The sequence below is a fragment of the Flavobacterium sp. genome, assembly GCF_036759525.1.
Taxonomy (GTDB): domain Bacteria; phylum Bacteroidota; class Bacteroidia; order Flavobacteriales; family Flavobacteriaceae; genus Flavobacterium.
This window is the reverse complement of the sequence record NZ_DAIOUN010000013.1, coordinates 58,843-85,232: the sequence shown is the minus strand read 5'-3', so window position 1 is coordinate 85,232 and position 26,390 is coordinate 58,843. Positions and strand designations below refer to the sequence as shown.

32 protein-coding genes are annotated in these 26,390 nt (G+C 34.7%); 4 read left to right on the top strand and 28 right to left on the bottom strand.

Annotated features, from left to right (window positions below; translation table 11 throughout):
• The 15 genes from V7M80_RS09905 to rpsL form a co-directional block, all read right to left on the bottom strand.
• Positions 1-67 (bottom strand): uL14 family ribosomal protein (locus V7M80_RS09905; RefSeq protein WP_333695784.1); only part of this gene is annotated, 67 nt, incomplete at its 3' end.
• Positions 68-69: 2 nt separating this feature from the next.
• Entirely contained in the window at positions 70-327 is a 258-nt protein-coding gene (rpsQ, locus tag V7M80_RS09900) for a 30S ribosomal protein S17 (RefSeq protein WP_026725636.1), read from the bottom strand.
• 18 nt (positions 328-345) lie between these two features.
• Positions 346-537 carry a 50S ribosomal protein L29 gene (gene rpmC, locus V7M80_RS09895; protein ID WP_073583320.1) on the bottom strand — a complete coding sequence of 64 codons (192 nt, stop codon included), beginning with the start codon at positions 535-537 and terminating at the stop codon, positions 346-348.
• 12 nt (positions 538-549) lie between these two features.
• Complete coding sequence (gene rplP / locus V7M80_RS09890; protein WP_008254483.1) at positions 550-969, bottom strand: 50S ribosomal protein L16; 420 nt, start codon at positions 967-969, stop codon at positions 550-552.
• Between the two features lie 19 nt (positions 970-988).
• Entirely contained in the window at positions 989-1,720 is a 732-nt protein-coding gene (gene rpsC / locus V7M80_RS09885; RefSeq protein WP_333695782.1) for a 30S ribosomal protein S3, read from the bottom strand.
• A gap of 8 nt (positions 1,721-1,728) precedes the next feature.
• The gene (rplV, locus tag V7M80_RS09880; protein WP_333695781.1) at positions 1,729-2,139 is read right to left on the bottom strand and encodes a 50S ribosomal protein L22; all 411 of its coding nucleotides are present in this window, start codon (positions 2,137-2,139) and stop codon (positions 1,729-1,731) included.
• Between the two features lie 5 nt (positions 2,140-2,144).
• A complete protein-coding gene (rpsS, locus tag V7M80_RS09875; RefSeq protein ID WP_026710311.1) occupies positions 2,145-2,423 on the bottom strand; it encodes a 30S ribosomal protein S19 in 279 nt (92 codons plus the stop codon).
• Between the two features lie 10 nt (positions 2,424-2,433).
• Positions 2,434-3,258 (bottom strand): 50S ribosomal protein L2, encoded by an 825-nt coding sequence (gene rplB, locus V7M80_RS09870; RefSeq protein WP_333695778.1) that lies wholly within the window; start codon positions 3,256-3,258, stop codon positions 2,434-2,436.
• Between the two features lie 6 nt (positions 3,259-3,264).
• A complete protein-coding gene (rplW, locus tag V7M80_RS09865; protein ID WP_333695777.1) occupies positions 3,265-3,555 on the bottom strand; it encodes a 50S ribosomal protein L23 in 291 nt (96 codons plus the stop codon).
• Positions 3,556-3,561: 6 nt separating this feature from the next.
• Positions 3,562-4,191, bottom strand: a complete 630-nt coding sequence (gene rplD / locus V7M80_RS09860) for a 50S ribosomal protein L4 (protein WP_333695775.1) — start codon at positions 4,189-4,191, stop codon at positions 3,562-3,564.
• The gene (rplC, locus tag V7M80_RS09855) at positions 4,191-4,808 is read right to left on the bottom strand and encodes a 50S ribosomal protein L3 (RefSeq protein WP_333695774.1); all 618 of its coding nucleotides are present in this window, start codon (positions 4,806-4,808) and stop codon (positions 4,191-4,193) included. The genes rplD and rplC overlap by 1 nt, the downstream gene beginning before the upstream one ends.
• 110 nt (positions 4,809-4,918) lie before the next feature.
• Positions 4,919-5,224, bottom strand: coding sequence for a 30S ribosomal protein S10 (gene rpsJ / locus V7M80_RS09850; RefSeq protein ID WP_023579610.1), 306 nt, complete (start codon positions 5,222-5,224; stop codon positions 4,919-4,921).
• 12 nt (positions 5,225-5,236) lie between these two features.
• Positions 5,237-7,393: an elongation factor G gene (gene fusA / locus V7M80_RS09845; RefSeq protein WP_333695768.1), complete on the bottom strand. Its 2,157-nt coding sequence runs from the start codon at positions 7,391-7,393 to the stop codon at positions 5,237-5,239.
• 11 nt (positions 7,394-7,404) lie between these two features.
• Positions 7,405-7,881 carry a 30S ribosomal protein S7 gene (gene rpsG, locus V7M80_RS09840; RefSeq protein ID WP_333695766.1) on the bottom strand — a complete coding sequence of 159 codons (477 nt, stop codon included), beginning with the start codon at positions 7,879-7,881 and terminating at the stop codon, positions 7,405-7,407.
• Between the two features lie 23 nt (positions 7,882-7,904).
• Entirely contained in the window at positions 7,905-8,309 is a 405-nt protein-coding gene (rpsL, locus tag V7M80_RS09835; RefSeq protein ID WP_333695764.1) for a 30S ribosomal protein S12, read from the bottom strand.
• Between the two features lie 320 nt (positions 8,310-8,629).
• Between rpsL and V7M80_RS09830 the strand changes: the two genes are divergently transcribed.
• Entirely contained in the window at positions 8,630-10,258 is a 1,629-nt protein-coding gene (locus V7M80_RS09830; RefSeq protein WP_333695762.1) for a hypothetical protein, read from the top strand.
• A 26-nt stretch (positions 10,259-10,284) separates the two neighbouring features.
• A complete protein-coding gene (gene rlmB, locus V7M80_RS09825; protein ID WP_333695760.1) occupies positions 10,285-11,019 on the top strand; it encodes a 23S rRNA (guanosine(2251)-2'-O)-methyltransferase RlmB in 735 nt (244 codons plus the stop codon).
• Positions 11,020-11,084: 65 nt separating this feature from the next.
• Here rlmB and V7M80_RS09820 read toward each other — a convergent pair whose 3' ends face one another.
• Entirely contained in the window at positions 11,085-11,840 is a 756-nt protein-coding gene (locus tag V7M80_RS09820; RefSeq protein WP_333695758.1) for a rhomboid family intramembrane serine protease, read from the bottom strand.
• A gap of 73 nt (positions 11,841-11,913) precedes the next feature.
• Between V7M80_RS09820 and V7M80_RS09815 the strand changes: the two genes are divergently transcribed.
• The gene (locus V7M80_RS09815; RefSeq protein WP_333695756.1) at positions 11,914-13,191 is read left to right on the top strand and encodes a replication-associated recombination protein A; all 1,278 of its coding nucleotides are present in this window, start codon (positions 11,914-11,916) and stop codon (positions 13,189-13,191) included.
• On the opposite strand, the gene V7M80_RS09810 is transcribed toward V7M80_RS09815, so the two are convergent.
• From V7M80_RS09810 to radC, 6 genes are read right to left on the bottom strand one after another with little or no spacing between them, the layout of a single operon-like run.
• Entirely contained in the window at positions 13,188-13,925 is a 738-nt protein-coding gene (locus V7M80_RS09810) for a hypothetical protein (RefSeq protein WP_333695755.1), read from the bottom strand. The genes V7M80_RS09815 and V7M80_RS09810 overlap by 4 nt on opposite strands.
• An 11-nt stretch (positions 13,926-13,936) precedes the next feature.
• Positions 13,937-14,629 carry a YjjG family noncanonical pyrimidine nucleotidase gene (locus tag V7M80_RS09805; RefSeq protein ID WP_333695754.1) on the bottom strand — a complete coding sequence of 231 codons (693 nt, stop codon included), beginning with the start codon at positions 14,627-14,629 and terminating at the stop codon, positions 13,937-13,939.
• 23 nt (positions 14,630-14,652) lie between these two features.
• Positions 14,653-15,225 carry a hypothetical protein gene (locus V7M80_RS09800; RefSeq protein ID WP_333695753.1) on the bottom strand — a complete coding sequence of 191 codons (573 nt, stop codon included), beginning with the start codon at positions 15,223-15,225 and terminating at the stop codon, positions 14,653-14,655.
• On the bottom strand, positions 15,218-16,597 hold the full coding sequence (locus tag V7M80_RS09795; protein ID WP_333695752.1) for an FtsX-like permease family protein: 1,380 nt from the start codon (positions 16,595-16,597) through the stop codon (positions 15,218-15,220). The genes V7M80_RS09800 and V7M80_RS09795 overlap by 8 nt, the downstream gene beginning before the upstream one ends.
• Positions 16,598-17,227 (bottom strand): ABC transporter ATP-binding protein, encoded by a 630-nt coding sequence (locus tag V7M80_RS09790; RefSeq protein WP_333695751.1) that lies wholly within the window; start codon positions 17,225-17,227, stop codon positions 16,598-16,600. It abuts the gene before it with no gap.
• A gap of 58 nt (positions 17,228-17,285) precedes the next feature.
• Complete coding sequence (radC, locus tag V7M80_RS09785; protein ID WP_333695750.1) at positions 17,286-17,981, bottom strand: RadC family protein; 696 nt, start codon at positions 17,979-17,981, stop codon at positions 17,286-17,288.
• Positions 17,982-18,070: 89 nt separating this feature from the next.
• On the opposite strand from radC, the gene V7M80_RS09780 reads away from it, so the two are divergent.
• Positions 18,071-18,655: a DUF1287 domain-containing protein gene (locus V7M80_RS09780; RefSeq protein WP_333695748.1), complete on the top strand. Its 585-nt coding sequence runs from the start codon at positions 18,071-18,073 to the stop codon at positions 18,653-18,655.
• A 76-nt stretch (positions 18,656-18,731) separates the two neighbouring features.
• Here the strand turns inward: V7M80_RS09780 and V7M80_RS09775 are convergent, their stop codons facing one another.
• From V7M80_RS09775 to V7M80_RS09750, 6 genes are all read right to left on the bottom strand, one after another.
• The gene (locus V7M80_RS09775; RefSeq protein ID WP_333695746.1) at positions 18,732-20,087 is read right to left on the bottom strand and encodes a UDP-N-acetylmuramate--L-alanine ligase; all 1,356 of its coding nucleotides are present in this window, start codon (positions 20,085-20,087) and stop codon (positions 18,732-18,734) included.
• Between the two features lie 73 nt (positions 20,088-20,160).
• Positions 20,161-20,847 carry a tetratricopeptide repeat protein gene (locus tag V7M80_RS09770; protein WP_333695744.1) on the bottom strand — a complete coding sequence of 229 codons (687 nt, stop codon included), beginning with the start codon at positions 20,845-20,847 and terminating at the stop codon, positions 20,161-20,163.
• Between the two features lie 127 nt (positions 20,848-20,974).
• Positions 20,975-23,122, bottom strand: a complete 2,148-nt coding sequence (locus V7M80_RS09765) for a S46 family peptidase (protein WP_333695742.1) — start codon at positions 23,120-23,122, stop codon at positions 20,975-20,977.
• Positions 23,123-23,291: 169 nt separating this feature from the next.
• Positions 23,292-24,296, bottom strand: coding sequence for a GTPase ObgE (gene obgE, locus V7M80_RS09760; RefSeq protein ID WP_333695740.1), 1,005 nt, complete (start codon positions 24,294-24,296; stop codon positions 23,292-23,294).
• Positions 24,297-24,383: 87 nt separating this feature from the next.
• Positions 24,384-25,607, bottom strand: a complete 1,224-nt coding sequence (locus V7M80_RS09755) for a hemolysin family protein (protein WP_442902347.1) — start codon at positions 25,605-25,607, stop codon at positions 24,384-24,386.
• A 171-nt stretch (positions 25,608-25,778) separates the two neighbouring features.
• Positions 25,779-26,354 carry an adenylate kinase gene (locus V7M80_RS09750; RefSeq protein ID WP_333695737.1) on the bottom strand — a complete coding sequence of 192 codons (576 nt, stop codon included), beginning with the start codon at positions 26,352-26,354 and terminating at the stop codon, positions 25,779-25,781.
• Positions 26,355-26,390 lie beyond the last annotated feature (36 nt).

The following is a 26,390-nucleotide window of genomic DNA, read 5'->3' as shown; positions in this document are numbered from 1 at the left end:
GGATAGTCAAAACTTCTTTGGCTCCTGTGTTATCTGCTACTTTTAATCTTGATTCTTGTTGTACCATAATTACTTCGCTCTTTCAATGATTTCAACTAATCTCCAACATTTAGATTTACTTAATGGACGTGTTTCCATAATTCTTACAGTATCTCCAATGTTACAATCGTTTGTTTCGTCGTGTGCAACATATTTCTTAGTTTTCAACACGAACTTACCGTATAATGGGTGTTTCACTTTTGTAGTTTGTGACACAACAATAGATTTCTCCATTTTGTTTGAAGTCACCACACCAATTCTCTCTTTTCTTAAATTTCTTTTTTCCATCTTTCAGCTAGTGTACAATTATTGTAACTCTCTTTTAGTTAACTCTGTGTGTAATCTCGCAACTGATCTTCTTAAAGTTCTTAACTGAAGAGGATTTTGAATTGGAGATATTGCATGAGCATTTTTTAGGTCGGTATACGTTTTCTTTAACTGACTAAGTTGTTCTTGTAACTCAGCTGCAGATAGATTTTTAATTTCTGATTGTTTCATAATAAATTTTGATTATGCTTCGAAATCTCTAGCAACGATAAACTTAGTTTTAACAGGAAGTTTTTGAGCTGCTAAGCGTAATGCTTCTTTAGCAACTGATAGAGGCACGCCTCCAACTTCAAACATAATTTTACCAGGTTTAACAACTGCAGCCCAATATTCAACTGCACCTTTACCTTTACCCATACGTACTTCTAATGGTTTCTTTGTAATAGGCTTATCTGGAAATATTTTGATCCATAATTGACCCTCTCTTTTCATGAAACGTGTTGCTGCGATACGAGCTGCTTCAATTTGACGAGAAGTAATAAATGAAGAATCTAAAGATTTGATACCAAACATTCCGTTAGAAAGCTCGTGTCCTCTTTGAGAAACGCCTTTCATTCTACCTTTCTGTACCTTACGGTATTTTGTTCTTTTAGGCTGTAACATTTTTCTTTAGTTTAAATAATTACTTTCTTTTGCGTGCGTTTGGTTTACCTTCTCTTTTTGGAGCAGATGATCCTGATGATTTAGACTGTTTTTTGTCCATACCAACTAACGGAGAAAGATCTCTTTTCCCATAAACCTCACCTTTCATTATCCATACTTTGATACCCATTCTACCATAAGTAGTATGCGCTTCAGCTAATGAATAATCAATATCAGCTCTGAAAGTTGACAAAGGAATTCTACCTTCTTTAAAGTGTTCAGAACGTGCCATTTCAGCACCGTTTAAACGTCCAGAAATCATAACTTTGATACCTTCAGCATTCATTCTCATTGCAGCCGCGATAGCCATTTTAATAGCTCTTCTGTAAGAGATTCTGCTTTCAATTTGACGAGCGATAGAAGTTGCTACTAAGTAAGCATCTAACTCAGGTCTTTTGATTTCAAAGATGTTGATTTGAACTTCTTTGTCAGTAATTTTCTTAAGTTCTTCTTTTAACTTGTCTACCTCTTGACCACCTTTTCCGATAATGATACCAGGTCTAGCAGTAGTGATAGTAACGGTTACAAGTTTTAAAGTTCTCTCGATGATTACTTTTGATACACTAGCTTTTGATAAACGAGCATGGATATACTTTCTGATTTTGTGATCTTCAGCGATTTTATCACCGTAATCATTTCCACCATACCAGTTTGAATCCCATCCTCTGATGATACCAAGGCGATTTCCAATTGGATTTGTCTTTTGTCCCATACTGTTTATTAATTGCTTTGTGTGTTATTACTAGTTCCTAACACGATTGTTACGTGATTTGAACGTTTTCTAATTCTGTGAGCTCTTCCTTGTGGTGCTGGACGTAATCTTTTTAACATCATTCCACCATCTACACGGATTTCTTTTACAAATAAAGCTGCTTCTTCAATACTTGCATCAGCATTTTTAGATTGCCAGTTAGCAATTGCTGATAACAATAATTTTTCTAATTTTCTTGAAGCTTCTTTTTGACTAAAACGAAGTACGTTTAGTGCTTTTTCCACTTTCTGACCTCTTACCAAGTCTGCAACTAAGCGCATTTTTCTAGGTGAAGTAGGGCAGTTATTCAATTTCGCGAAAGCTATCGACTTATTAGCCTCTTTTCTCGCATCTGCTGTTTCTCTTTTACGAACTCCCATTGCTTCTATTTTTTACCTTTATTTTTAGCACCTGCATGACCTCTAAATGATCTTGTTGGTGAAAACTCTCCTAACTTATGACCTACCATGTTCTCAGTTACATAAACCGGAACAAACTGACGACCATTGTGTACTGCGATAGTTTGTCCTACGAAATCTGGAGTTATCATAGAAGCTCTAGACCAAGTTTTGATCACTGCTTTGTTTGATTTTTCTACATTTTCAAGAACTTTCTTATCTAATTTGTAATGTACAAAAGGTCCTTTCTTTAATGAACGTGCCATGTCTATCTAATTATTTCTTTCTGCGTTCAACAATATACTTATTACTTGGGCTAACTTTAGAACGGGTTCTGTAACCTTTTGCAGGAATACCTTTTCTAGAGCGTGGGTGACCTCCAGATGATCGTCCTTCACCACCACCCATTGGGTGATCTACAGGGTTCATTGCAACTGGTCTGGTTCTTGGTCTTCTACCTAACCATCTTGATCTACCGGCTTTACCAGAAACAATCAATTGATGATCTGAATTAGAGACAGCACCAATAGTAGCCATACAAGTTAACAAAATCAATCTTGTTTCACCAGAAGGCATTTTAATGGTTGCATACTTACCGTCACGAGCCATTAATTGAGCAAAAGTACCAGCTGAACGAGCTATGGTAGCACCTTGACCAGGACGAAGTTCTATACATGAAATTACGGTTCCTAATGGAATTTTACTTAAAGGCAGAGCATTTCCAATTTCAGGAGATGCATTTTCACCAGACACAACTGTCTGACCTACATTTAATCCATTTTGAGCAATTACATAAGTTTTTGCACCGTCTGCATAGCTCAATAGAGCGATAAATGCAGTTCTGTTTGGATCGTATTCAATAGATTTCACTGTAGCAGGAACATCTGCTTTAGTTCTTTTGAAATCGATAACACGGTACTTTTGTTTGTGACCACCGCCTGTGTAACGCATGGTCATTTTTCCTTGACTATTTCTACCTCCTGAGTTTTTTTTCGGTGCCAATAATGACTTTTCCGGCTTATCAGTTGTAATGGCGTCAAAACCATTAACAACTCTAAAACGCTGACCCGGGGTAATAGGTTTTAATTTTCTAACTGACATTTCTTATTAGATATTGTTGTAAAAATCAATTGTTTCTCCTTCTTGTACTTGAACAACAGCTTTTTTATAAGCATTTGTTTTAGCACTAATCATACCACTCTTAGTGTATTTTACAGAACGATCAGGTCTTACATTCATAGTGTTAACTGCAACAATAGTAACTCCAAAAGCAGCTTCAACTGCATTTTTGATTTGAATTTTGTTTGCTTTCTTATCCACTACAAAACCATAACGATTGTCTAACTCACCTTGTTTGGTAATTTTTTCAGTTATGATAGGTTTAATTATGATACTCATGGCCTATTATTTACTTAAATTTTCTTCAATTCCTTCTAACGAACCTTCCAATAGCACCAATTTATTTGTGTTTAAAATCGTATAAGTGCTTAATTCTGAAGTAGTTACAACATTAGAGGCTTTTAAATTGCGTGACGACAAATATACATTTTTATTTGAATCACCCAACACAAATAAAGATTTTTTATTTTCCAATCCTAAAGCCTTAAGAATTGAAATAAAATTCTTAGTATTTGGAGTATCAAAACTAAAATCTTCTAACACAATTAAATCTGAATCCGCAAGCTTTTGTGATAAGACCGATTTACGTGCTAATCTTTTCAAAGCTTTGTTTAATTTGAAAGAATAGCTTCTTGGTCTTGGACCGAAAACTGTTCCCCCACCTTTAAACAATGGATTTTTAACACTTCCTGCACGAGCAGTACCTGTACCTTTTTGTTTTTTAATTTTACGAGTACTACCTGTAACTTCTGCTCTCTCTTTAGATTTGTGAGTACCTTGTCTTTGATTAGCAAGATATTGTTTTACATCTAAATAGATTGCATGCTTGTTAGGCTCAATAGCGAAAACAGCGTCTGAAAGTTGAACTTTTCTACCTGTTTCTTTTCCGTTGATATCTAAAACTTTTACTTCCATTACTTCTGAATGATTACATAAGAGTTTTTATGTCCAGGAACACATCCTTTAATAACAAGTAGATTTTTCTCTGCTACTACTTTTAAAACTCTAAGGTTTTGAATTGTTACATTATCACCACCAGTTCTTCCGGCCATACGCATACCTTTGAATACACGAGATGGATAAGAAGAAGCTCCAACAGAACCTGGTGCTCTTAAACGGTTATGTTGACCATGTGTAGCTTGTCCAACACCACCAAAACCGTGACGTTTTACAACACCTTGGAAACCTTTACCTTTTGATACACCTTGTACATCAACAAATTCTCCTTCGCTGAATAGATCTACAGTGATTAAATCACCTAATTTATACTCTGTTTCAAAATCTTGAAATTCAACGACTTTCTTTTTGGCAGTAGTACCTGCTTTCTTAAAGTGACCTAATGCCGCTTTAGTAGCTTGTTTTTCTGCTTTGTCATCGAAACCAAGTTGAAACGCTTCATACCCGTCAACCTCTTTGGTTCTGACTTGGGTAACGACACAAGGTCCAGCTTCGATTACTGTACAAGGAATATTTTTCCCGTTTTCATCAAAGATGCTGGTCATGCCGATTTTTTTACCAATTAACCCAGACATATTAAATTATTTATAAATGATTAAAAATTCTCTTTTACTTTGTATGAAGACAAGAGTATTAAGCATTAAGAAAATTTCTTAATACTTAATACTTTCATCTTTGACATTTATCACACTTTAATTTCAACTTCTACTCCACTTGGCAACTCTAATTTCATTAAAGCATCAATGGTTTTAGAAGAAGAAGAATAGATGTCTAACAATCTTTTGTATGAACTCACTTCAAATTGTTCTCTTGATTTTTTATTAACGTGAGGAGAACGCAATACTGTGAATATTTTTTTGTGAGTTGGTAACGGAATTGGTCCTGTTACAACAGCTCCGGTACTTTTTACCGTTTTTACGATTTTTTCAGCTGATTTATCAACCAACATGTGATCGTAAGATTTTAATTTTATTCTGATTTTTTGACTCATTTTCGTTAAGAATTAAGCGTTACCTTTTGCTTTTTTGATAACCTCCTCTGAAATATTTGAAGGAGTTTGTTCGTAATGTGAAAATTCCATAGTTGAAGTTGCTCTACCTGAAGACAATGTTCTTAAAGTAGTTACATATCCAAACATTTCTGAAAGTGGAACATTGGCTTTAATAGTTTTAGCACCATTTCTATCACCCATGTCGTTTACTTGACCTCTTCTACGGTTCAAATCTCCAACAATATCACCCATGTTTTCTTCTGGAGTAATAACCTCAATTTTCATGATTGGCTCAAGAATTACAGCTCCAGCAGCTTTAGCTACTTCTTTGTAACCCATTTTAGCAGCCAATTCGAAGGAAAGTGCATCCGAATCCACAGGGTGGAAAGAACCATCCAACAAAGTAACTTTTAAGCTATCTACAGTATATCCGGCCAAAGGTCCTTGTTTCATAGCTTCTTTGAAACCTTTTTCTACAGCAGGAATATATTCTTTAGGAACGTTACCCCCTTTTACTTCATTAACAAACTGTAATCCTACTGGAGTTTTACCATCTACTTCATCGGCAGGCTCTAATCGGAAAACGATATCTCCAAATTTACCTCTACCTCCAGATTGTTTTTTATAAACTTCTCTGTGTTGTGCAGATTTTGTGAAAGCTTCTTTGTACTCTACTTGCGGTTCTCCTTGGTTTACTTCTACCTTGAATTCACGTTTCATACGATCTACTAAGATATCTAAGTGTAACTCACCCATACCCGAGATGATTGTTTGACCTGAAGCCTCATCTGTTCTAACGGTAAACGTAGGATCTTCTTCTGCAAGTTTTGCTAAAGCCATACCCATTTTATCAACGTCAGCTTTTGTTTTAGGTTCAATAGCAATACCAATTACCGGATCGGGGAATTTCATAGACTCAAGGATGATTGGGTGTTTTTCGTCACACATTGTATCACCTGTCTTGATATCTTTGAAACCTACAGCAGCACCAATATCTCCAGCCTCAATAAAATCGATTGGGTTTTGTTTATTAGCGTGCATTTGATAGATACGAGAAATTCTTTCTTTGTTTCCTGAACGTGTATTCAAAATATAGGAACCAGCATCTAAACGACCTGAATAAGCACGGAAGAAAGCTAAACGACCTACATAAGGGTCAGTAGCAATTTTAAATGCTAAAGCAGCAAATGGCTCCTTTGGATCAGGACGACGCATAATTTTCTTTTGATCTTCTTCTAAAAGATCTTTATCATCAGGATGAATACCTTCAATTCCTTCTTTATCTAAAGGAGAAGGCAAATATTTACAAACCGCATCCAACATGAACTGAACTCCTTTATTTTTGAAAGAAGAACCACAAATCATTGGAATGATAGCCATGTCGATAGTTGCAGCACGTAATGCATTGTTGATTTCTTCCTCTGTGATAGAGTTTTCGTCTTCCATGTACTTGTCTAACAAGTTTTCGTCATAAGTTGCAATCTCTTCTATAAGTTTAGAACGGTATTCTTTAACCTCTGCAACCATATCTGCTGGAATGTCAACGATATCAAAAGTAGCTCCTTGGGTTTCATCATGCCATACAATAGCTTGATTTTTCACTAAATCTACTACTCCTTTGAAATCAGCCTCTTCTCCAATTGGTAGAGTGATTGCAACTGCATTAGATTTCAACATATCTTTTACTTGTTGGCATACAGCCAAAAAGTTAGAACCTTGGCGATCCATTTTGTTTACGAATCCCATACGAGGCACTCTATATTGATCAGCCAATCTCCAGTTGGTTTCAGATTGAGGTTCAACACCATCAACTGCACTAAACAAAAATACCAATCCATCCAATACACGTAACGAACGATTTACCTCTACAGTAAAGTCAACGTGTCCGGGAGTATCAATAATGTTAAAGTGGTACGGTTTAGATTCTGGTAAAACTTTACCTTGGTTCGTTGGGAAATTCCACTCACAAGTTGTTGCAGCAGAAGTAATAGTGATACCTCTTTCTTGCTCTTGTGCCATCCAGTCCATTGTTGCAGCACCATCGTGCACCTCACCAATTTTATGTGATTTACCTGTATAAAAAAGAATACGCTCTGTTGTGGTAGTTTTACCAGCATCAATATGAGCAGCAATTCCGATATTTCTTGTGTATTTTAAATCTCTAGCCATTTCTTTATGAATTAAAATCTAAAGTGAGAGAAAGCTTTATTAGCTTCTGCCATTTTGTGAGTATCCATTCTTTTCTTCACAGCAGCACCTTCTTCTTTAGCCGCAGCTAAAATTTCTGACGCCAGCTTTGCAGCCATTGATTTTTCGTTTCTTCTACGAGCGTACAAAATCATCCACTTCATCGCCATAGATATTTTTCTATCTGGACGAATTTGCATTGGGATTTGAAAAGTAGCTCCACCCACTCTTCGTGAACGAACTTCTACGTGAGGCATAACGTTTGTTAATGCATCTTTCCAAACTTCCAAGGAAGATTTTTCAGCATCTTGTTTTTTTGTTTCAACAATTTCTAAAGCATCATAGAATACTTTGAAAGCAGTTGATTTTTTTCCATCCCACATTAAGTTATTCACAAAACGTGTTACCAATTGATCGTTAAATTTTGGATCTGGTAAAAGAGGTCTTTTTTTGGCCTGTCTTTTTCTCATGTCTTTTCTTTAAAAGTTTTTAATTACTTTTTCTTTGCGGGTGCTGGAGCTTGACCTGGTTTTGGACGTTTTGCACCATACTTAGAACGACGTTGTGTTCTTCCTGCAACACCTGCAGTATCTAACGCACCGCGTACAATATGGTATCGTACACCTGGTAAATCTTTTACCCTTCCGCCTCTAACTAATACTATCGAGTGCTCTTGTAGATTGTGACCTTCTCCAGGAATGTATGCATTCACCTCGTTTCCGTTTGTTAAACGAACCCTAGCTACCTTTCTCATTGCTGAGTTTGGTTTCTTAGGAGTTGTTGTGTAAACACGAGTACACACACCTCTTCTTTGAGGACAAGAATCTAAAGCAGCCGATTTACTCTTCTTAGTTATTTGGGCTCTCCCTGTTCTTACTAATTGTTGAATTGTTGGCATAATTAATACTAAAAATTTCTATGTTTTTAAAATTACCCTATTTTAAGGGGTTGCAAATGTAGTAATTTTTTTTAGCAAAACAAATCATAATTTATTTATTTTCTTTAAGTTGGATTTTGCAAAAGGATTACTCCACAAAATACTTTGGATGTATCCTTTTTTCTAATGATTATAAAACCTAAAAAAATAAAATACATGTACCAAAAACATTTTACCCTTTTTATAAAACAAATTTTTAACTTTTACTATTAAATTATCGCAACACACTCAACACCATTATTAATATATTTGCGTTATCTTCATTTAAAAGAAATCCAATTTTGAAGCTTTTTTTTTGTATTCTCTTTAACCTCTTTGTATGTCTTCATTTACAGGCACAAAAACTTACGCTTCGAATTGAAAGCACACTTCAAAAAGAAAATAGAGTTATTGATTCTATAGGGTACAAAAAAAAATTTGAAAACGCCTTATCGCTTTTAAACGAAACCAAATTATTTGAAGAAAAACTTCTTAGACAGGGCTATTTAGAAGTCCAATCTCTCGACTATAAAAAGGAAAACGATTCAATCTTTGTTTTTAATTTTAGCTTAGGAAAAAAAACAAAATCTCTACATATATATATAGGTGATACAATTTTTCAAAAAATCCCTTTGGATGAAGCGGAAAACTTTTTGAATGAAACTGTAAAAAAATGGGAAGCCAAAGGATTTTCTTTGGTTCAAGTTCGATTAACCAATTTTAGAGCTCAGGAAGATATTTTGGTAGCCAACTTAGAAATCAACCCGGGTAATAAAAGAATTTTAAGCGAAATTATTATTGAAGGATATTCAAAATTTCCGCAAAGCCATTTGAAGAACTTAAAGAAAAATTACCAGAAACAAGATTTCAATCAAAACAACATTGATCAACTTTCAAAAAACATTAATGATTATAAATTTGTTACTCAAACCCAATCACCTCAAATTTTATTCACTCAAGACTCAACTAAAATATACATTTATTTAGAAAAAGCTAAGGCTAATAGATTTGAAGGTTTTATAGGCTTTACAAATCAAGAAAGTGATAAAATAAATTTCAATGGATATCTTGATTTACTGCTACACAATATACTTAATTCGGGGGAACAATTCCATTTGTATTGGAAAAGTGACGGAAACGAACAAACAACTTTCAATGCCGGACTACAAATTCCTTACCTTTTCAATTCCTCATTTGGCTTAAAAACAGAATTGCAATTATTCAAACAAGACAGCACTTTTCAAAACACTCGAACTAAATTTGACTTTGGCTATCTTTTTAATTACAACACTCGTCTCTATTTAGGCTATCAATCCACCGAATCAAGCGATATTCAAAACCTTAACTCGTCTTTCATAAGCGACTTCAAAAACACGTTTTATACCTCAGAATTTGAATACTTAAAAAGAAAGCCTGAAGACATTTTATTCCCAGATAAAACTATATTAAAATTTAAATTGGGGTTGGGTAAAAGAAATTCTAAAATTGCCAATGAAAATCAATTTTTTTCGCAATTAGAATTTCAACATCATTTTTATTTAAATCAAAAAAACAATATCCAACTGAAATCGCTATCTTTTTATTTAAAAAGCGAAAACTATTTAATAAATGAACTTTACCGTTTTGGCGGTATCAACTCCATTCGAGGATTTAATGAAAATAGTTTACAAGGAAATTTTTTCAGCTATATTTTAACGGAATACAGATTTATCCTGTCTAGGGATTTATACCTTCACTCCATAATAGATTATGGGTATTTTCAAGATCAAACCAACAAGACTAACGAAGGACTATTGGGGTTAGGTTTTGGCTTTGGACTACTTACAAAAAATGGTTTTTTTAACTTAGTTTATGCCAATGGTAGTTTGCGTAATCAAGAAATAAAACTTTCAAACTCTATTGTACAAATCAGTTTTAATACGCGTTTTTGATTCATAAAAAATCTTACCTTTGCCCCATGGAAAAAGACAATCAGATTTTTGGAATTAGAGCTATTATTGAAGCGATTCAATCCGGAAGAGAAGTAGACAAAGTGTTTATTCAAAAAGAGGCTCAAGGTGATTTAATGCGGGATTTGATGAAAACCATGAAAGCCAATAAAATCAATTTTACCTATGTTCCGGTTGAAAAACTGAATCGATTGACTTCAAAAAATCATCAAGGTGCAGTGGCTAGCATTGCTCCTATTTCTTTTGTTGACCTAGAAACATTAGTGACAAATGTTGTTGATAGCGGAAAAACTCCATTATTTCTAATTTTAGATCAACTTTCAGATGCTCGTAACTTTGGAGCCATCATTCGAACAGCTGAATGTACCGGTGTTGACGGAATTATCATTGGTAAACAAGGTGCAGCTCCAGTAAATGGCGACACTGTAAAAACTAGTGCCGGTGCCGTTTTTAATGTACCTATTTGTAAAGTGGAACATATAAAGGACGCTATTTTTTACCTTCAAGGTTCCGGTATCAAAACCATAGCCGCAACTGAAAAAACAGACGATTCTATTTATGATCTTTCGCTAAGTGAACCATTAGCCATTATTATGGGTAGTGAAGACAGAGGTGTAAATCCTTCGGTGTTGAAAATTGTTGATGAAAAAGCAAAACTTCCAATGTTTGGTACGATTTCATCTTTGAATGTTTCTGTTGCTTGCGGTGCTTTTTTATATGAAGTAGTAAGACAGAGAAAGTAATAAATAAAATAAACTTTTTTACCTGAAAGGTTTTTAAAACCTGTCAGACATAAAAACCCAAACAATCACTCTTTCTCTTTCTCCGATTTATATTCATAAAACACATTTTTATCTACATTGAAAAATGTAATCTCCTCCACAACTTCTACCGGTTTTGGCGGATTTACAAAATTTCCATTTTCATCAAAACGTTTCATAAACGGATCGTTCTCCGGATTAAAATCCGGTTTTTCCCATTCGTAACGAATTGGTTTTTTATATTTTTCTGCTTTATAAACTAAAGAAAACAGAAACCCGGTGATGAATCCTGCCAAATGCCCTTCCCAAGAAACTTGATTATCAACTTCCGGAAAAATATACCAAACCATACCACCGTAAAGCATCACAATCAATAAAGACAAAGCTACCAAGCGGTAATATCCGGTTTGGATTCCTTTAAAGAATATAAAACTTACTAAAACATAAATCAACCCACTCGCACCTATATGATAACTTTCTCGACCAATGATCCAGGTCCCTAAGCCAGAAAAAAGTATACCAAACACCAGTACATGAAATGAAACTTCTCTATAAAAATAACGTATAGACGCTATTAAAAACAACAAAGGAATGGAATTATTATATAAATGTTTGATATCGCCATGCAAAAACGGACTTAATACAACACCTTTCAAACCATTCCATGTTCTAGGTAATATTCCATAAGTACTTAAATCAATTTTGAATCTGACTTCTACCCAAAATACAATCCATAAGGCCAATACAAAAAATAAAGGCCAAGCGATTACTGAAGTAGAAAAAATGAAAGATTTTTGTTTCATAAAAACTATCATATCAAAAATGCATCCAAAACGAAAGTAATGCTTTTTTGTCAGAAAACCGTATTTTTACACCATGGAAGCACCACTTGCCGAACGCATTCGGCCTCAACATTTATCGGAATACATCAGTCAGTTGCACTTGGTTGGTAAACAAGGTTCTTTGACGCATCAAATTGCGAAAGGAATCATTCCCAGTTTAATTCTTTGGGGACCACCCGGAACCGGAAAAACAACTTTGGCTCAAATTATGGCTCAAGAAAGCAAACGACCATTTTTTACGTTAAGTGCTATTAATTCTGGGGTAAAAGACATTCGAGAAGTCATTGACAAAGCCAAAACAAGTGGAGGATTATTTACTGCGAAAAACCCGATTTTGTTTATTGATGAGATTCATCGCTTCAGCAAATCGCAACAAGATTCACTGCTGGCTGCGGTTGAAAAAGGTTGGGTTACGCTTATAGGTGCCACTACCGAAAACCCAAGTTTTGAAGTGATTCCTGCATTATTGTCAAGATGTCAGGTTTATGTATTAAATGCTTTCTCCAAAGAAGATCTAGAGCAATTGTTATATCGAGCCATTGAGCATGATGAAATTTTAAAAACCAAAAATATAAACCTGAAAGAAACTGAAGCCCTTTTACGACTTTCCGGTGGTGATGGAAGAAAATTGTTGAATATTTTTGAATTGATTATTAATGCAACCGAAGAAAATACCATAGAAATTACGAATGAAAAAGTAATGCAATTGGTTCAAAAAAACACGGTTTTATATGATAAAACGGGCGAACAACATTATGATATTGTTTCGGCTTTCATAAAATCTATTCGCGGAAGCGACCCAAATGGTGCTGTGTATTGGCTTGCCAGAATGATTGAAGGTGGCGAAGATGTAAAGTTTATTGCTCGAAGAATGCTCATTTTAGCCAGTGAAGATATTGGAAATGCCAATCCAACAGCATTGATTATGGCAAACAATACTTTTCAAGCTGTAACTACAATTGGCTATCCGGAAAGTCGGATTATTTTGAGTCAATGTGCGATATATTTGGCTACTTCTGCCAAAAGCAATGCAAGTTATTTGGCCATAGGAAAAGCTCAACAAATTGTAAAGCAAACCGGTGATTTACCTGTTCCCTTGCATTTGCGAAATGCTCCTACCAAATTGATGAAAGAATTAGGTTATGGCGACGAATACAAATACGCTCATGATTTTGACAACAACTTTGCAGAGCAAGAATTTTTACCAGATGAAATTCAAAACACTTCTTTCTATGAGCCTGGTAACAATGCCCGAGAAAAAGAATTGCGTGCTTTTTTAAAAAACCGGTGGAAAGACAAATACGGATATTAAAATTTTATTTTTACAATTTCTGAAATCAATTTTTCATTTTGGTAGTATTCAAAATACCAATGATTTGATTTCAAAAAAATTACTCCTGTTTGTGATCCTTTTGTAGCAAAAAAAACATTTTGAAGATTGGTTTTTTGCAATTTAAATACAATTTTAGGGGACGAATCTACTAGTTGAAATCCATTTTGAATGGGTTGAGCAAATAAAAAATTGCCCGCTTCAGTTTCATTAGGCACCACAACTTCAACAATAGGTGTTTTATCAACCTCTGACTTTTCTACCACCTGAACAGTAGAAGAGTTATCACCGGAATACTTGTAATTCATTGCTAAAAGAGAAACAAAAGCCTCATTGAAAGCTTCAGTATAACCTAATTTTAAATCCTTTTGTTTGCTTTTTCCAAGTTCGCTTTTTGCAATAATTTGATTTTGACAATCTTTCAAGACTACAAATAACCTTGTCCAAGTAAGCGTATTGTCTTTTACCACATCTACTTTTAATAGTTTACAAGGATTCATAGCTAATTCTTTTGGAATTATATCTCCTTCATAATAACACACAAAACCCATTTTCTCTAAATTAAATTTTGTCATAGTGTTCAATCTGAACTCATTTTCTGACTTTTGGAAATCATACTTTTTGGGTACAATAACATATTGAAAATCAGATAAAGGCTGCTGAGCCATTGCAAAACCTGTAACTAGGAATAGAAATGTGGTTAAAAGGGTTTTCATAAATATAATTTTTAAAAAAATTGCTTCAAATTAGCTAATTGATTTACCTGATGAATTGACGATTCTGTTGGAACTTGAAATTCATTAAAATAAATCGCATCCATACCTATGGATAACGCTCCATAAATATCTGCTTCCAAACTATCTCCAATCATAACGGAATTTCCGGGTGAAGTTTGAGCATAATTTAAAGCGAATTCAAATATTTTGGGATTGGGTTTTTTTACACCAGCCAAATCAGAATGCGTGATCGTAGTAAAATAGGATTCTAAATTGGAATTTCGAATTTTACCCAACTGAACGCTTTCAAATCCGTTTGTGATAATATGCAAATTGTAATTTTCTTTTAAATAGTCCAATATTTCAAATGTTCCCTCATAAAGATGATTAAATTGTGGCAAATACTCTATATATTCTTTTGAAAGCAAATGTATGAGAGAATTATCAACTTCTTGCTGCATTAAATCAAAAACTTCTTTTAAACGAAAATAACGAAGTTCATTTTGAGTGATTTTTTCTTCTCTGTAAAGTTTCCAGTATTTAATATTCGTGGGAACGTAATGCAATAAAAAATTGGAAAGTCTGATATCGAATTGGTGCTTTTCAAAAATAGTTTCAAAAGCTAATGCCGAATTTTTTTCGAAATCCCACAAGGTATGATCTAAATCAAAAAACAAGTCTGTTTTATGTTGAAACAACTTCATTTTTACTAAATTCACTTGCTTTTTTATTTTCCTCCTTTTACTATTACGGCGTTATCGATATGATAAATCCAATCATTTACATCATTATCATTGTATCGAAAAGTTCCTTCAAGTGTAACGTATTGATCGGTTTTTAATTTAGGAGTTGTACCTTTAAACTTTATGCCCATTATCGTTTCGGGGCCGGCTTGACCACAAAAAAAACAAGAAGCAAAAACATTTTTACTGAGTGCATAAGAGACATTATCTATAGGAATGATAAAGCCACTCATCACTATTCTTTTTTTGTTTTTAGTTTTCAATTCCGAATTTATTATAGGAAACATTACTCCGTCCGGATAATCTTTATCAGGCTTTTTTACATACTTAATAACACCCAATAATTTCCATGTTAAAGTATCCGGATGTCCTTGAATATCAAATTTTTCTCTTCGAAATGAATTTTCAATTGAAAAAGGAGATAAAAAACTGGCTTGTTGAAGTACAACTTGCTCTTTTTCTGCAGATGCTAAAACCTTATTTTTCGGGGTGAAACTTAGATTAGACACCAAAATTAAAACAACAATGAGAGCCAAAAAAAATGAAAACTTACGCATTTGCTAGGGTTTTTGAAATATTTAAACGATAGGCTTTTACAGCGGGTATGACGGCAGCCAAAACACCCACAAAGATAGTAACTAAAAACAGCATTCCTTCTTTTTGCCAAAGAAATACAAAGGGGTTAAATGTCATTTTATATTGCTCATCTGTGGTGCTTGAAATAGCTAGTAGTGCCATTCTTCCAAAAAACGTACCAAATAAAAATCCGGCTGTACAAAGCAACAAGCTTTCCCAAAGAACCAATACAAGTAATTGCAAACGGCTTGCTCCGGAAATTCGTAATAAAGCAAATTCATACTTACGCTCTTTCAACCGATTATACAAAGCAATGAAAATACTTATACCTGAAATCAGCATAATTCCATAGGCCAAATATTGTAAGGCTTGCAACCCTATTCCGAATAACGAAAATAATCGGTTAATCTCAATGGCAGGAAGTGCGGCTTGCATTTTGGTATTTTGAGCTATCATTCTAGGCCATGAAATAATGCCCATTTTATTTTTAAATTTTATTAAAACAGCCGTAATTTCCTTGGTTTCATCATGATTGTGGTCGTGTTCGTGTTCGTCACCATCTTCATGTACGAGACCTTCTTCACCGTGAGCGGGATTTTTAGAATCTTCGTGATCGTGATTGCAATTTTCGTCGTGAACGTGTTCGTCATGATCGTGTTCGTCTCCCTCAACATGAATATGCCCTTCTTCACCGTGAGCAGGATTTTCATCATTTGAATGTACTTCTCCACCATGACCGTGTCCGGAATGCATTTCCCAAACACTTTCAACTGTACACATAATTAAATTGTCTATTACTTTGCCTGTTGGCGATGCAATTCCAACTACTACATACGCATATTCCTCATGCACGTGACCTTCTTCGGCATCGCCATGCGTCCCAAAAAATTTATCTCCGAGTTTGATATTTAGTTTTTGAGCAATTTCACTGCCGATAACTACTTCAAAATTCTTTTCAAAAACTTTGCCTTGAGAAAGGGTTGCGGTATACTTTTTAAGGTAATCTGGTGTAGTTCCCACAATCTTAAATCCGCGATAATTGTCACCAAAGGCCAAGGGTATTGCCGTTTCAACAAAGGGATGTTTCATCCAAACCTCGGCTTCTTTGTAATCAATATTTCCGGTTGGAGCGTCAACATGATAAACAGAAGAAAGTATTAATTGCAGTGGGCTACCTTGAGCACCTAAAACCAAATCGACTCCGTCTATATTACTCGAAAACTGTTTTTCAAATTGTTCTTGTAATAAAATCAACAATGAAATTATGGCCACCGATGCGGTTAATAGAACCAAACTTAAAACGGTATTTAAAGGCTTAAACCAAAGGTTTTTCCAAGCTAATTTTGCTATCATTTAGTTTAAGTTAATTTGGTTAGAAAATTTATCTTTCAATCTCTGGTCGTGTGTCACAATGATCAAGGCAGCATTGTATTCTTTAGACAACTTTGCCAGTAAATCTGCAACTTTAAACGCATTTTCATCATCTAAACTTGAGGTGGGTTCATCGGCTAAAAGTAACTTTGGTTCATTTATTAGTGCCCTTGCAATGGAAACACGTTGTTGTTGTCCAACACTTAAATTGGAAGGTAATTTATACATCTGATCTTCTAAATCTAATTGTTTTAAAAGTGATTTTGCTTTTTCTGTTGCCTTTTTTCCTGTTGCCAACCAAGAAGCTAAAACCATATTTTCAAGTACATTTAAAGATGTAACAAAATGCGATTGTTGTAAAACTAAGCCAATATTTTTTCCTCGAAAGCGATCCAATTCCTTTTCGGATAAAGAAGAAATGTTGGTACTTTCAATAGTTATTTCACCCGATGATGGTCTGAGTAAACCACCTAAAAGGTGTAATAAAGTAGTTTTCCCTTTTCCGGAATTACCAGTTATAAGTAAAGTTTCAGTAGCTTTATTTTCTATATCCGGAAATGAAAATTGTTGCGATGAATTATAGGAAAAGGTTAAATTTCGAGTCAATATCATTTTTGCTAAATTTGATCGGAAAGATACTGAATATTTAAAAAAAGGATGTTAATCCTTTCTAAAAAATTTGTTCATCTACAAAACTTAAATACCCCTTTTCGGTTATGATTACATGATCTAACAAATTCATATCCAACTGTCTTGCTGCTAACTTAATTTTTTGGGTTACTTCTATATCAGAATCACTGGCTTTTAACTTTCCCGAAGGGTGATTGTGTACCAAAATCAAAGAAACCGCATTGTACTCAAGAGCCATTTTTAAAACCAAACGGGTATCTACTACGGTTCCGGTAATTCCGCCTTTACTTAATTGAGATTTATGCAGTACTTGATTGGAATTATTGAGAAATATTACCCAAAACTCTTCATGTGGGAGCTCTCCAATAATGGGTTGCATTATATCGAAAACTATTTTACTGGAGATAATTTTCACCAAGTTCGGGGCCTCCTCTGCACGTCTACGCCTCCCTAATTCAGTGGCTGCAATGATGGAAATGGCTTTTGCCTCGCCAATTCCTTTAAAAGTAGTAAGCTGTTTTAAATTGAGCTTTCCCAGTGCAGTTAAATTGTTATTGACATGAGCTAAAATACGTTTACTTAAGGCTACTGCACTTTCATTTCGGCTCCCGGAACCAATAATTATGGCTAATAACTCCGCATCGCTGAGAGCCTCTTTTCCTTTAAGAACTAATTTTTCCCTGGGTTTATCATCATCTGCCCAGAATTTTATTGAAAAAGGGGTGTTAGAATCCATCGGTTTGGCGTTTAAAATATAAATGTAAATCAAACGATAACATATTGCAATATTTATCTGAAAAAAATCGTTATACCATTAAAAAAAAAATGAGGTCCATTTTATTTCTCACCGCAATTGTAATCGGATTTAACACCTATCCAAATCCTTCGTTTTATCAAAAACTTGCTTATGCGGCTATAGAATTAACCAATGACAAAGTTACTTATGATCCATCCTATGTTGGCATTAAATATCCCAATGGTGATGTTCCCAAAAACAAAGGGGTTTGTACGGATGTGATTATTAGAGCTTATCGGAAATTGGGAATCGATTTGCAAAAAGAAGTACATGAAGATTTGAAAGCCAATTTCTCCAAATACCCAAACTTAAAAAAATGGGGGTTGAAAAAACCGGATACTAATATCGATCACCGTAGAGTTCCCAATTTGGAAGTGTTTTTTGAACGAAAAGGAGAAAAACTAACTGTATCTCAAAATCCTTCCGATTACAAAACCGGTGATTTAGTCACTTGGATGATTGGAGATAAACTTCCGCACATCGGAATTGTAACACACAAAAAATCTGCAGATGGCAAACGCAATTTGATTGTTCACAATTTGGGTAGCGGACAAGTTTTAGAGGATTGTTTGTTTAGTTGGAAGATTGTGGGGCATTTTCGTTACGGTGGATAATGTGGCAATATGCCAATTAGTCAATATGTCAATTCATATTGCTAATTAATCTAACATGGCCACATTGGCTAATTGTCTAATTGACTAATTCCTTCACCTCCTCAAAATTCAATCCACCATAATTCCCTGAACTCATTAACAACAAAGCAGAATTATCTAAATTTGTTGAAAATAAAAAATCTTTAAATTCGGTTGGATTGGTGTAAATTATCAAATCATTTCGTTTGAACGATTGTGCGATTTGGTCATACGTTACTTCTTCCAATTGTTTGATTTTAACTGCATCGGGTGAATAAAACACAACAGCAACATCGGCAGCATCCAAAGCTCCTTCGTATTCTTTTAGAAATTCGGCATTCAAACTGCTGTAGGTATGCAACTCTAGACAAGCAATTAATTTTCTGTCCGGATACTGATTCTTCACTGCTTTTGTAGTTGCCGAAACTTTACTGGGCGAATGAGCAAAATCTTTGTAGGCTACTTTTCCTTTTCCTTCTGCAATTTTCTCTAATCGTTTGGATGCTCCTTTAAAACTGGCAATTGCTTCATAAAAATCGGCTTCATCGACCCCCATATTTTGGCAAATCCATTTCGCACCCGCAAGATTGTTCAAATTGTGAGCTCCAAATACTTCAATGGGCATGGGTCCTTCAGGAGTATCGAGATAAGTTGTACCATTTTCAACGGAATAATTCGGAGTTTGATAGGGCAATCTTCGGATGGTATTCGTCGTTTCTTCGGCAACTTTTTTCACCGTTTCATCTTCTTCATTATAAACTAATATTCCGCCTTTGGTAATTTGATTGACAAAAATTTCGAACTGTTCTACATAATTTTCAAATGTCGGAAACACATTAATATGATCCCAAGCAATTCCTGAAAGCAAAGCGATATTGGGTTGATACAAATGAAATTTGGGTCTTCTGTCAATTGGAGAAGACAAATACTCATCGCCTTCTAAAACGATAAAATCATTTTTTTCGGTAAGATGAACCATCGTATCAAAACCTTCCAACTGTGCTCCTACCATATAATCAACTTCAATATTGTGGTAATGCATGACGTGTAAAATCATCGAAGTAATGGTTGTTTTTCCATGCGAACCTCCAATTACCACACGGGTTTTATTTTTGGATTGTTCGTATAAAAATTCCGGATAGGAATAAATTTTCAAACCTAATTCTTTCGCCTTCAACAATTCAGGGTTATCGGCTTTGGCGTGCATTCCCAGAATAATCGCTTCGATATCTGTTGTGATTTTTTCAGGAAACCATCCCAACTCATCAGGCAACAATCCGAATTTTGCTAAACGTGATTTGGAAGGTTCAAAAATAGCATCGTCACTTCCGGTAACGTGATATCCTTTATGGTGTAATGCAAGAGCTAAATTGTGCATGGCGGCTCCGCCAATAGCGATAAAGTGCGTTCTCATTTTCTGTATTGGGTTATCAGTAATTGGTTGTCGGTTGTCGGTTAACTGAAAACGAACAACAGACAACGTATTACTATTTTTCAAATTTCTTTTTTAAATCCTCTGCTTTTTGCGGTTGTTTCAACTTAAATCGATACAAATCGTATAATTTTTGAAATGTGGTTTTAGAATTGCCTAACTCATGGGCTTTGAGGTAATGAATTTCTGCTTTGGTAAATCTTTTAAAATATTCATCTATAAAACCTTTTGCTAAATGGCCATCAATCTTAGACAAATTCATTAATTCATTGGCATATTTCTGAGCTTTTGTTTCACTTCCACCAACAATTCCGGGCAATTCAATATATAGCATAACCAGGGCCCATCTTGAATCGATATGCTTTTCATCAAGAGACGCTGCCGTTAAAAAAGATTTCTCAATTTCATCTATCATTCCTAAAGCTTTAAATTTATTGGATTCTTTGGCCTTCATACCAAGTGCTCCACCAAACTTATAGTGATAATTGGCATTTTTAGGAAACTGATTCCGTAGTTTTTTATAATGTAAAATGGCTTCATCCCATTTTTTTTCGGCTCCGGCAATATCTCCTAAATATTCTATAGATTTGGAATGGTTGGGGTTTTCTTTTAAATATTTTTCAAAAAGCAACTTGGCTTCAGATAAATTCCCTTTGACAAAAAGCTGTTCTGCCTTTTCAAAATCTGAATTAGAATAAAGTAGATTTGACACCATCAAACAAAAAAATAATAGCCACTTCATGTTTCGTATTTATGTATCAAAAATAAATAATTGAACTCATTAAACGAACTTTTTTAGAAATCTTTACCACAAAAAAAATCTGCTCCAAAACTGAAGCAGATTCTTTTAACTGAATTAATAATAAACCTTATCTAACGATTGTCAATTCGTCAATAATATGTTTGGCTCCGGCATATTTATCAATGATAAACAATACGAAACGAATATCTACATTGATTGTTCTTTGTAATTTGTCATCAAAAATAACATCTCCGGCCATGGCTTCGATGTTTCCGTCAAACGCTAATCCGATTAATTCTCCTTTTCCATTTAATACCGGAGAACCTGAATTACCACCGGTAATATCATTATCCGAAAGGAAATTCACCGGCATGTAACCCGCTTTATCTGCATATTGACCAAAATCTTTTTTGTTATACAAATCAATTAAAGGCTGTGACAAATCAAATTCAGGATCACCTGCTTTGTGTTTTTTCACCATTCCTTCTAAGGTTGTGTAGTTATTGATTTTGGCATCATTTCTCTTATCTGCCGGTAAGGCACGAACTTTCCCGTAGGTTAAACGCAAAGTTGAATTGGCATCCGGATATAAAATCGGACTTAATTTAGATTCTCTCAAACCAGCGACTAATTTTCTAAAACCGGCTTGGTATTTTTCTTCAGCTGCTTTCAATTCGTCTGATTTTTTACCGTAATGATCAATTAAATCTGAAGAAAGTTTGAACAAAGGATCGTTTTTAACCAATTCTTCACTAGGTATTTCTAAGAATGCCAACAATCTTTCTTTTGATGTAAACAAACTTAAATCTATGATATTTGAAGCATAAGCTGTTAAATCGGTTTTGTTGTCAACTAAAGATTGAACACTTGGTGCTAAACCAAAAGCCTTAGCTTTTTCGGCATATAAACCTAATTGTCCGGCTAAAACATCTTTTTCTAAAGGTAAATAAATGGTCTCAAATGTTCCTTCAATCATTTCTGCCAATCGCGGTTTCATTTGTGCTCTTTGAGCAGCTTCTGCTTTGGCAAAAGCAACCAATTGATTTCCTAATCTACCGGGCATAGTTCCAAAAGAAGACCCTCTTAAAAATGTCATTAAATAATTATCATGCATAGCTTTTTCATTTGTCATAGCATAATAAGCATTAATGTCTTTTATTACTGAACCGTATTGAGCTTTGTTCTTACTGCTATTAGCCCAAGAATCGAATTTTTTCTCTACTTTTCTTTTAGAATCAGCTGTTTTGAATTTTGACAAGGCATCAATCATACCCTGCCTGTTTTTCCAGTAATTGGCAATTGAAGCGTATTTTGACGCATAATTCAAACGAACCGCATCATCTTTGTCCATGTGCACTTTCATTTTGTCCATTGACATTTTTGAACCTTCTACCCAAGCCGGATAAGCAAATTTTACATTTTGCTCAATGCCTTCTGCCGGCATCCAACGGTTGGTACGACCCGGATAACCTAGAATCATGGCAAAATCATTTTCTTGAACCCCTTTAAGACTGATGGGTAAATGGTGTTTCGGCTTTAAAGGCACATTATTTTCTGAATATTCGGCCGGATTTCCATTGGCATCCGCATACACTCTAAATAATGCAAAATCACCGGTATGACGAGGCCATTCCCAGTTATCGGTATCGCCACCAAATTTACCAATGCTTTCAGTTGGTGTTCCTACCAAGCGAACATCTTTGTAATCTTCATAAACAAAATAGTAGTATTCATTTCCTTGAAAAAAGGAACGTACAGAAACGGTATATTTTCCACCACCATCATTTTCTTTTTGAATCTTAGCAATTTCTTTATTGATAGCAGCTTCACGTTCTGCCTCTGTCATTTTATCATTTACCAAACTCAAAATTCTTTTGGTAACATCATCCATACGAACGAAGAAACGCACATACAAACTTTTGGGTTTCAATTCTGCTTTGCGATTTTGAGCCCAAAATCCGTCACGCAAGTAATTGCTTTCCGGTGAAGACAATTCAGCAATAGCATCATAACCACAGTGGTGATTGGTTAATACCAAACCATCTTTGGAAATCATCTCTGCTGTACAACCTCCATTAAATTGAACGATTGCATCTTTTAAACTGGAATTGTTAATGCTGTAAATTTCTTCTGCGGTTAATTGCAATCCCATTTTTTGCATATCACGCTGGTTTAGACGTTGAATATGCATCAAAAACCACATGCCTTCGTTAGCAAAAATTGTTGCCGGAGCAAAAGCAATTAATGCTACAAAACTTAAAATAATTTTTTTCATTTTTTGATTCATTTTTACTGTTTGCGAATATACTTTATTTTGTATTCAGAACTTCTTTTTTGTTTCAAAATTCAATTAGGTATTTCTATTTTTTAACTTATTTTTTAGAATTCCATAAAAAAAGCACCCTTCTCAGGATGCTTTTGTAAGAAATATATAATTTTTCAAATTATTGCTCATTCAACATTTTCCACAACATATCTTTTAATTCTTGCAAGCCTTGTTGAGCTACAGAAGAAATAAAATGATATTGGGTTCCTTTGAACTCTTTTTTCATTTGTTTTTCAAGTTCTGCTTTGAGTTCCTCATCTAACATATCGCATTTGGAAACCACCAAAATTCGGTCTTTATCCAACATTTCTGGATTATAACGTCGAAGTTCGTCTAACAAAATTTCGTATTCTTTTTTGATATCGGCTGCATCTGCAGGAACTAAAAATAACAATATGGAATTTCGTTCTATATGACGTAAAAAATAATGACCCAAACCTTTCCCTTCGGCGGCACCCTCTATAATTCCTGGAATATCGGCCATTACAAACGATTGGAAATCTCGGTAAGCAACAATTCCTAAATTGGGTTTTAGGGTAGTAAATGGATAATCGGCAATTTTAGGTTTTGCAGATGTCAATACAGAAAGTAACGTAGATTTTCCTGCATTTGGAAAACCAACTAAACCAACATCGGCCAGCACTTTTAATTCTAAAATGATATCTACTTCTTTAACGGGCATACCGGGTTGAGCATAGCGTGGCGTTTGGTTGGTTGCCGAACGGAAATGCCAGTTCCCTAATCCGCCTTTTCCGCCTTCGGCTACGATTTTTACTTCATCGTGCTCGGTAATTTCAAAAAGTACTTCCCCAGTTTCTTGATCGCGAACTACCGTCCCTAGCGGCACTTCAACATATTTATCTTCTCCATCGTGACCTGTACTTCTTGAACTACCACCATCTCCGCCATGACCGGCACGAATATGTTTGACAAATTTCAAATGAAAAAGTGTCCACAAATTTTTATTCCCTTTCAAATATACGTGACCACCACGCCCTCCATCGCCACCATCTGGCCCCCCTTTTTCAATGAACTTTTCTCGGTGAAGATGTGAAGAACCCTTCCCTCCTTTTCCGGATGAAACATATATTTTTACGTAGTCTACGAAATTTCCCTCTGTCATTTTTTTTGTTTTCTGCTTTCTGTTGTCGGTTATCTGAAATAAAAATATTTAATTGGACACTGATAACTGCCAACTGATAACTGTTTTTTATTCTTTTAAATTTTTGATTAGAATTTTATCAATTTTGACACCATCCATATCTATTACTTCAAACTCCAATTTATTCCAAATCAATTTTTGTCCGGTTTTAGGAATATCGCCTAATTCGGTGATGATAAATCCACTAACCGTAGTCACTTCATAATCATTAATATGTTCATCCATATCAAAATAAGTTAGGAAATCATGTAACGAGTAATGACCATCTACCAACCATGAACCATCTTCTCTGGCTACTAATTGAAATTCCTCATCATAAAAATCAGAAGCATTTCCTACCAAAGCTTCCAAGATATCATTTAAAGTAATAATTCCCTGAAAAACACCATGTTCATCAACCACTAAGGCATAATGCACTTTTGATTTTTTAAATACTTCCAATGCTTTGTAGGCCGAGGTATGCTCGATAAAATATACCGGGTCTTTCAGCATGGCTTTTAAATCAAAAAGGCCTTTATCAAAATTCAAGAATAATTCTTTTAGAGAAACGATTCCAATAATTTCATCTAAATTTTCTTGGCAAACCGGATAAAAGGAATGTAAGTCATTCAAAACTTTATTTTTCAATTCATCAGGTGAATCATCCAACGATAAATAATCAACCGATTTTCGGTGCGTCATAAGCGAATTTACTTTTCTATCGCCAATATGAAAAACTCGCTCAACAATATCTTGCTCAATTTCTTGGACTTCTCCAACTTCAGTTCCTTCTTTGATGATGGCTTTGATTTCTTCTTCGGTTACTTTTCCGTCGGCGGTTGGTTTGATTCGGAATATATCTAATATAAATTCTGTTGAAACAGTCAATAACCAAATAAACGGAGCCGTAATTTTTGAAATGATTTTCATAGGTACGGCGACAGCTTTGGCAATGGCCTCAGGATAATTTAAACCTATTCTTTTGGGAACCAATTCGCCCAGAACAAGTGAAAAGAAGGTCAAAATTACCACGACAATACCTACAGCAACCGAATTAGCATAAGGTTTTAGTATTTCAAATCCCGCTACAAAATTTTGAACATCGGTTGTTATTTTATCTCCGGAATAAATACCGGTTAAAATCCCAATTAAAGTAATACCAATTTGAACAGTAGATAGAAACTTATTGGGAGAATTGGCTAAATCTAAAGCTGCTTTAGCTGCCGGATTTCCTTTCTTAGCTGCAGTTTCCAAACGATTTTTCCGTGCTGAAATTAATGCAATTTCCGACATCGAAAAAACGCCATTTAATACAATTAAAAATAAAATAATTACAATTTCCATGTCTATTTTTTAGCAAAAAAAGAGCACCATTTCCGATGAACCGGATGAAGCTCCTTTTGATTTTGCAAATATCTAAAAAAAACAGCACTAAATAGGCGTTTTTTTTAGATAAAATGAGATTTATTTCAAGTTATCGAATACCAAATTCAATCGTTCGGTTACCTCAGCAATGGTTCCTATTCCGTTTACCGCATGAAATTTACCTTGTTTTTTGTAATAGTCCATTAACGGAGCCGTTTTTTCGTTGTATTCTTGGTATCTATTTCTAATTTTTTCTTCGTCTTGATCGTCTGGTCTTCCAGAAGTTTTTCCTCTTTCTAATAAACGTTGAACTAATATCTCGTCATCCGCTTCTAAAGCAACAGTGGCCGTAATTTCTTGATTTTTGGTTGTTAAAAAAGCATCCAAAGCCTCTGCTTGAGCAATTGTTCTTGGGAAACCGTCAAATAAAAATCCGGCAGAATCAGGGTTTTTATCTACTTCGCTTTGCAACATTTGAATGGTCACTTCATCCGGAACTAAATCGCCTTTGTCCATGAACGTTTTGGCTAATTTGCCTAAATCCGTGTCATTTTTAATATTAAAACGAAAAATATCACCCGTAGATAAATGGGTTAAATTGTACTTTGCTTTTAAAAATTCTGCTTGTGTGCCTTTTCCCGCACCCGGTTTTCCGAAAAGAACGATGTTAATCATTTTTAATTTAGATTATTAGATTGTTGTATTGTTAGT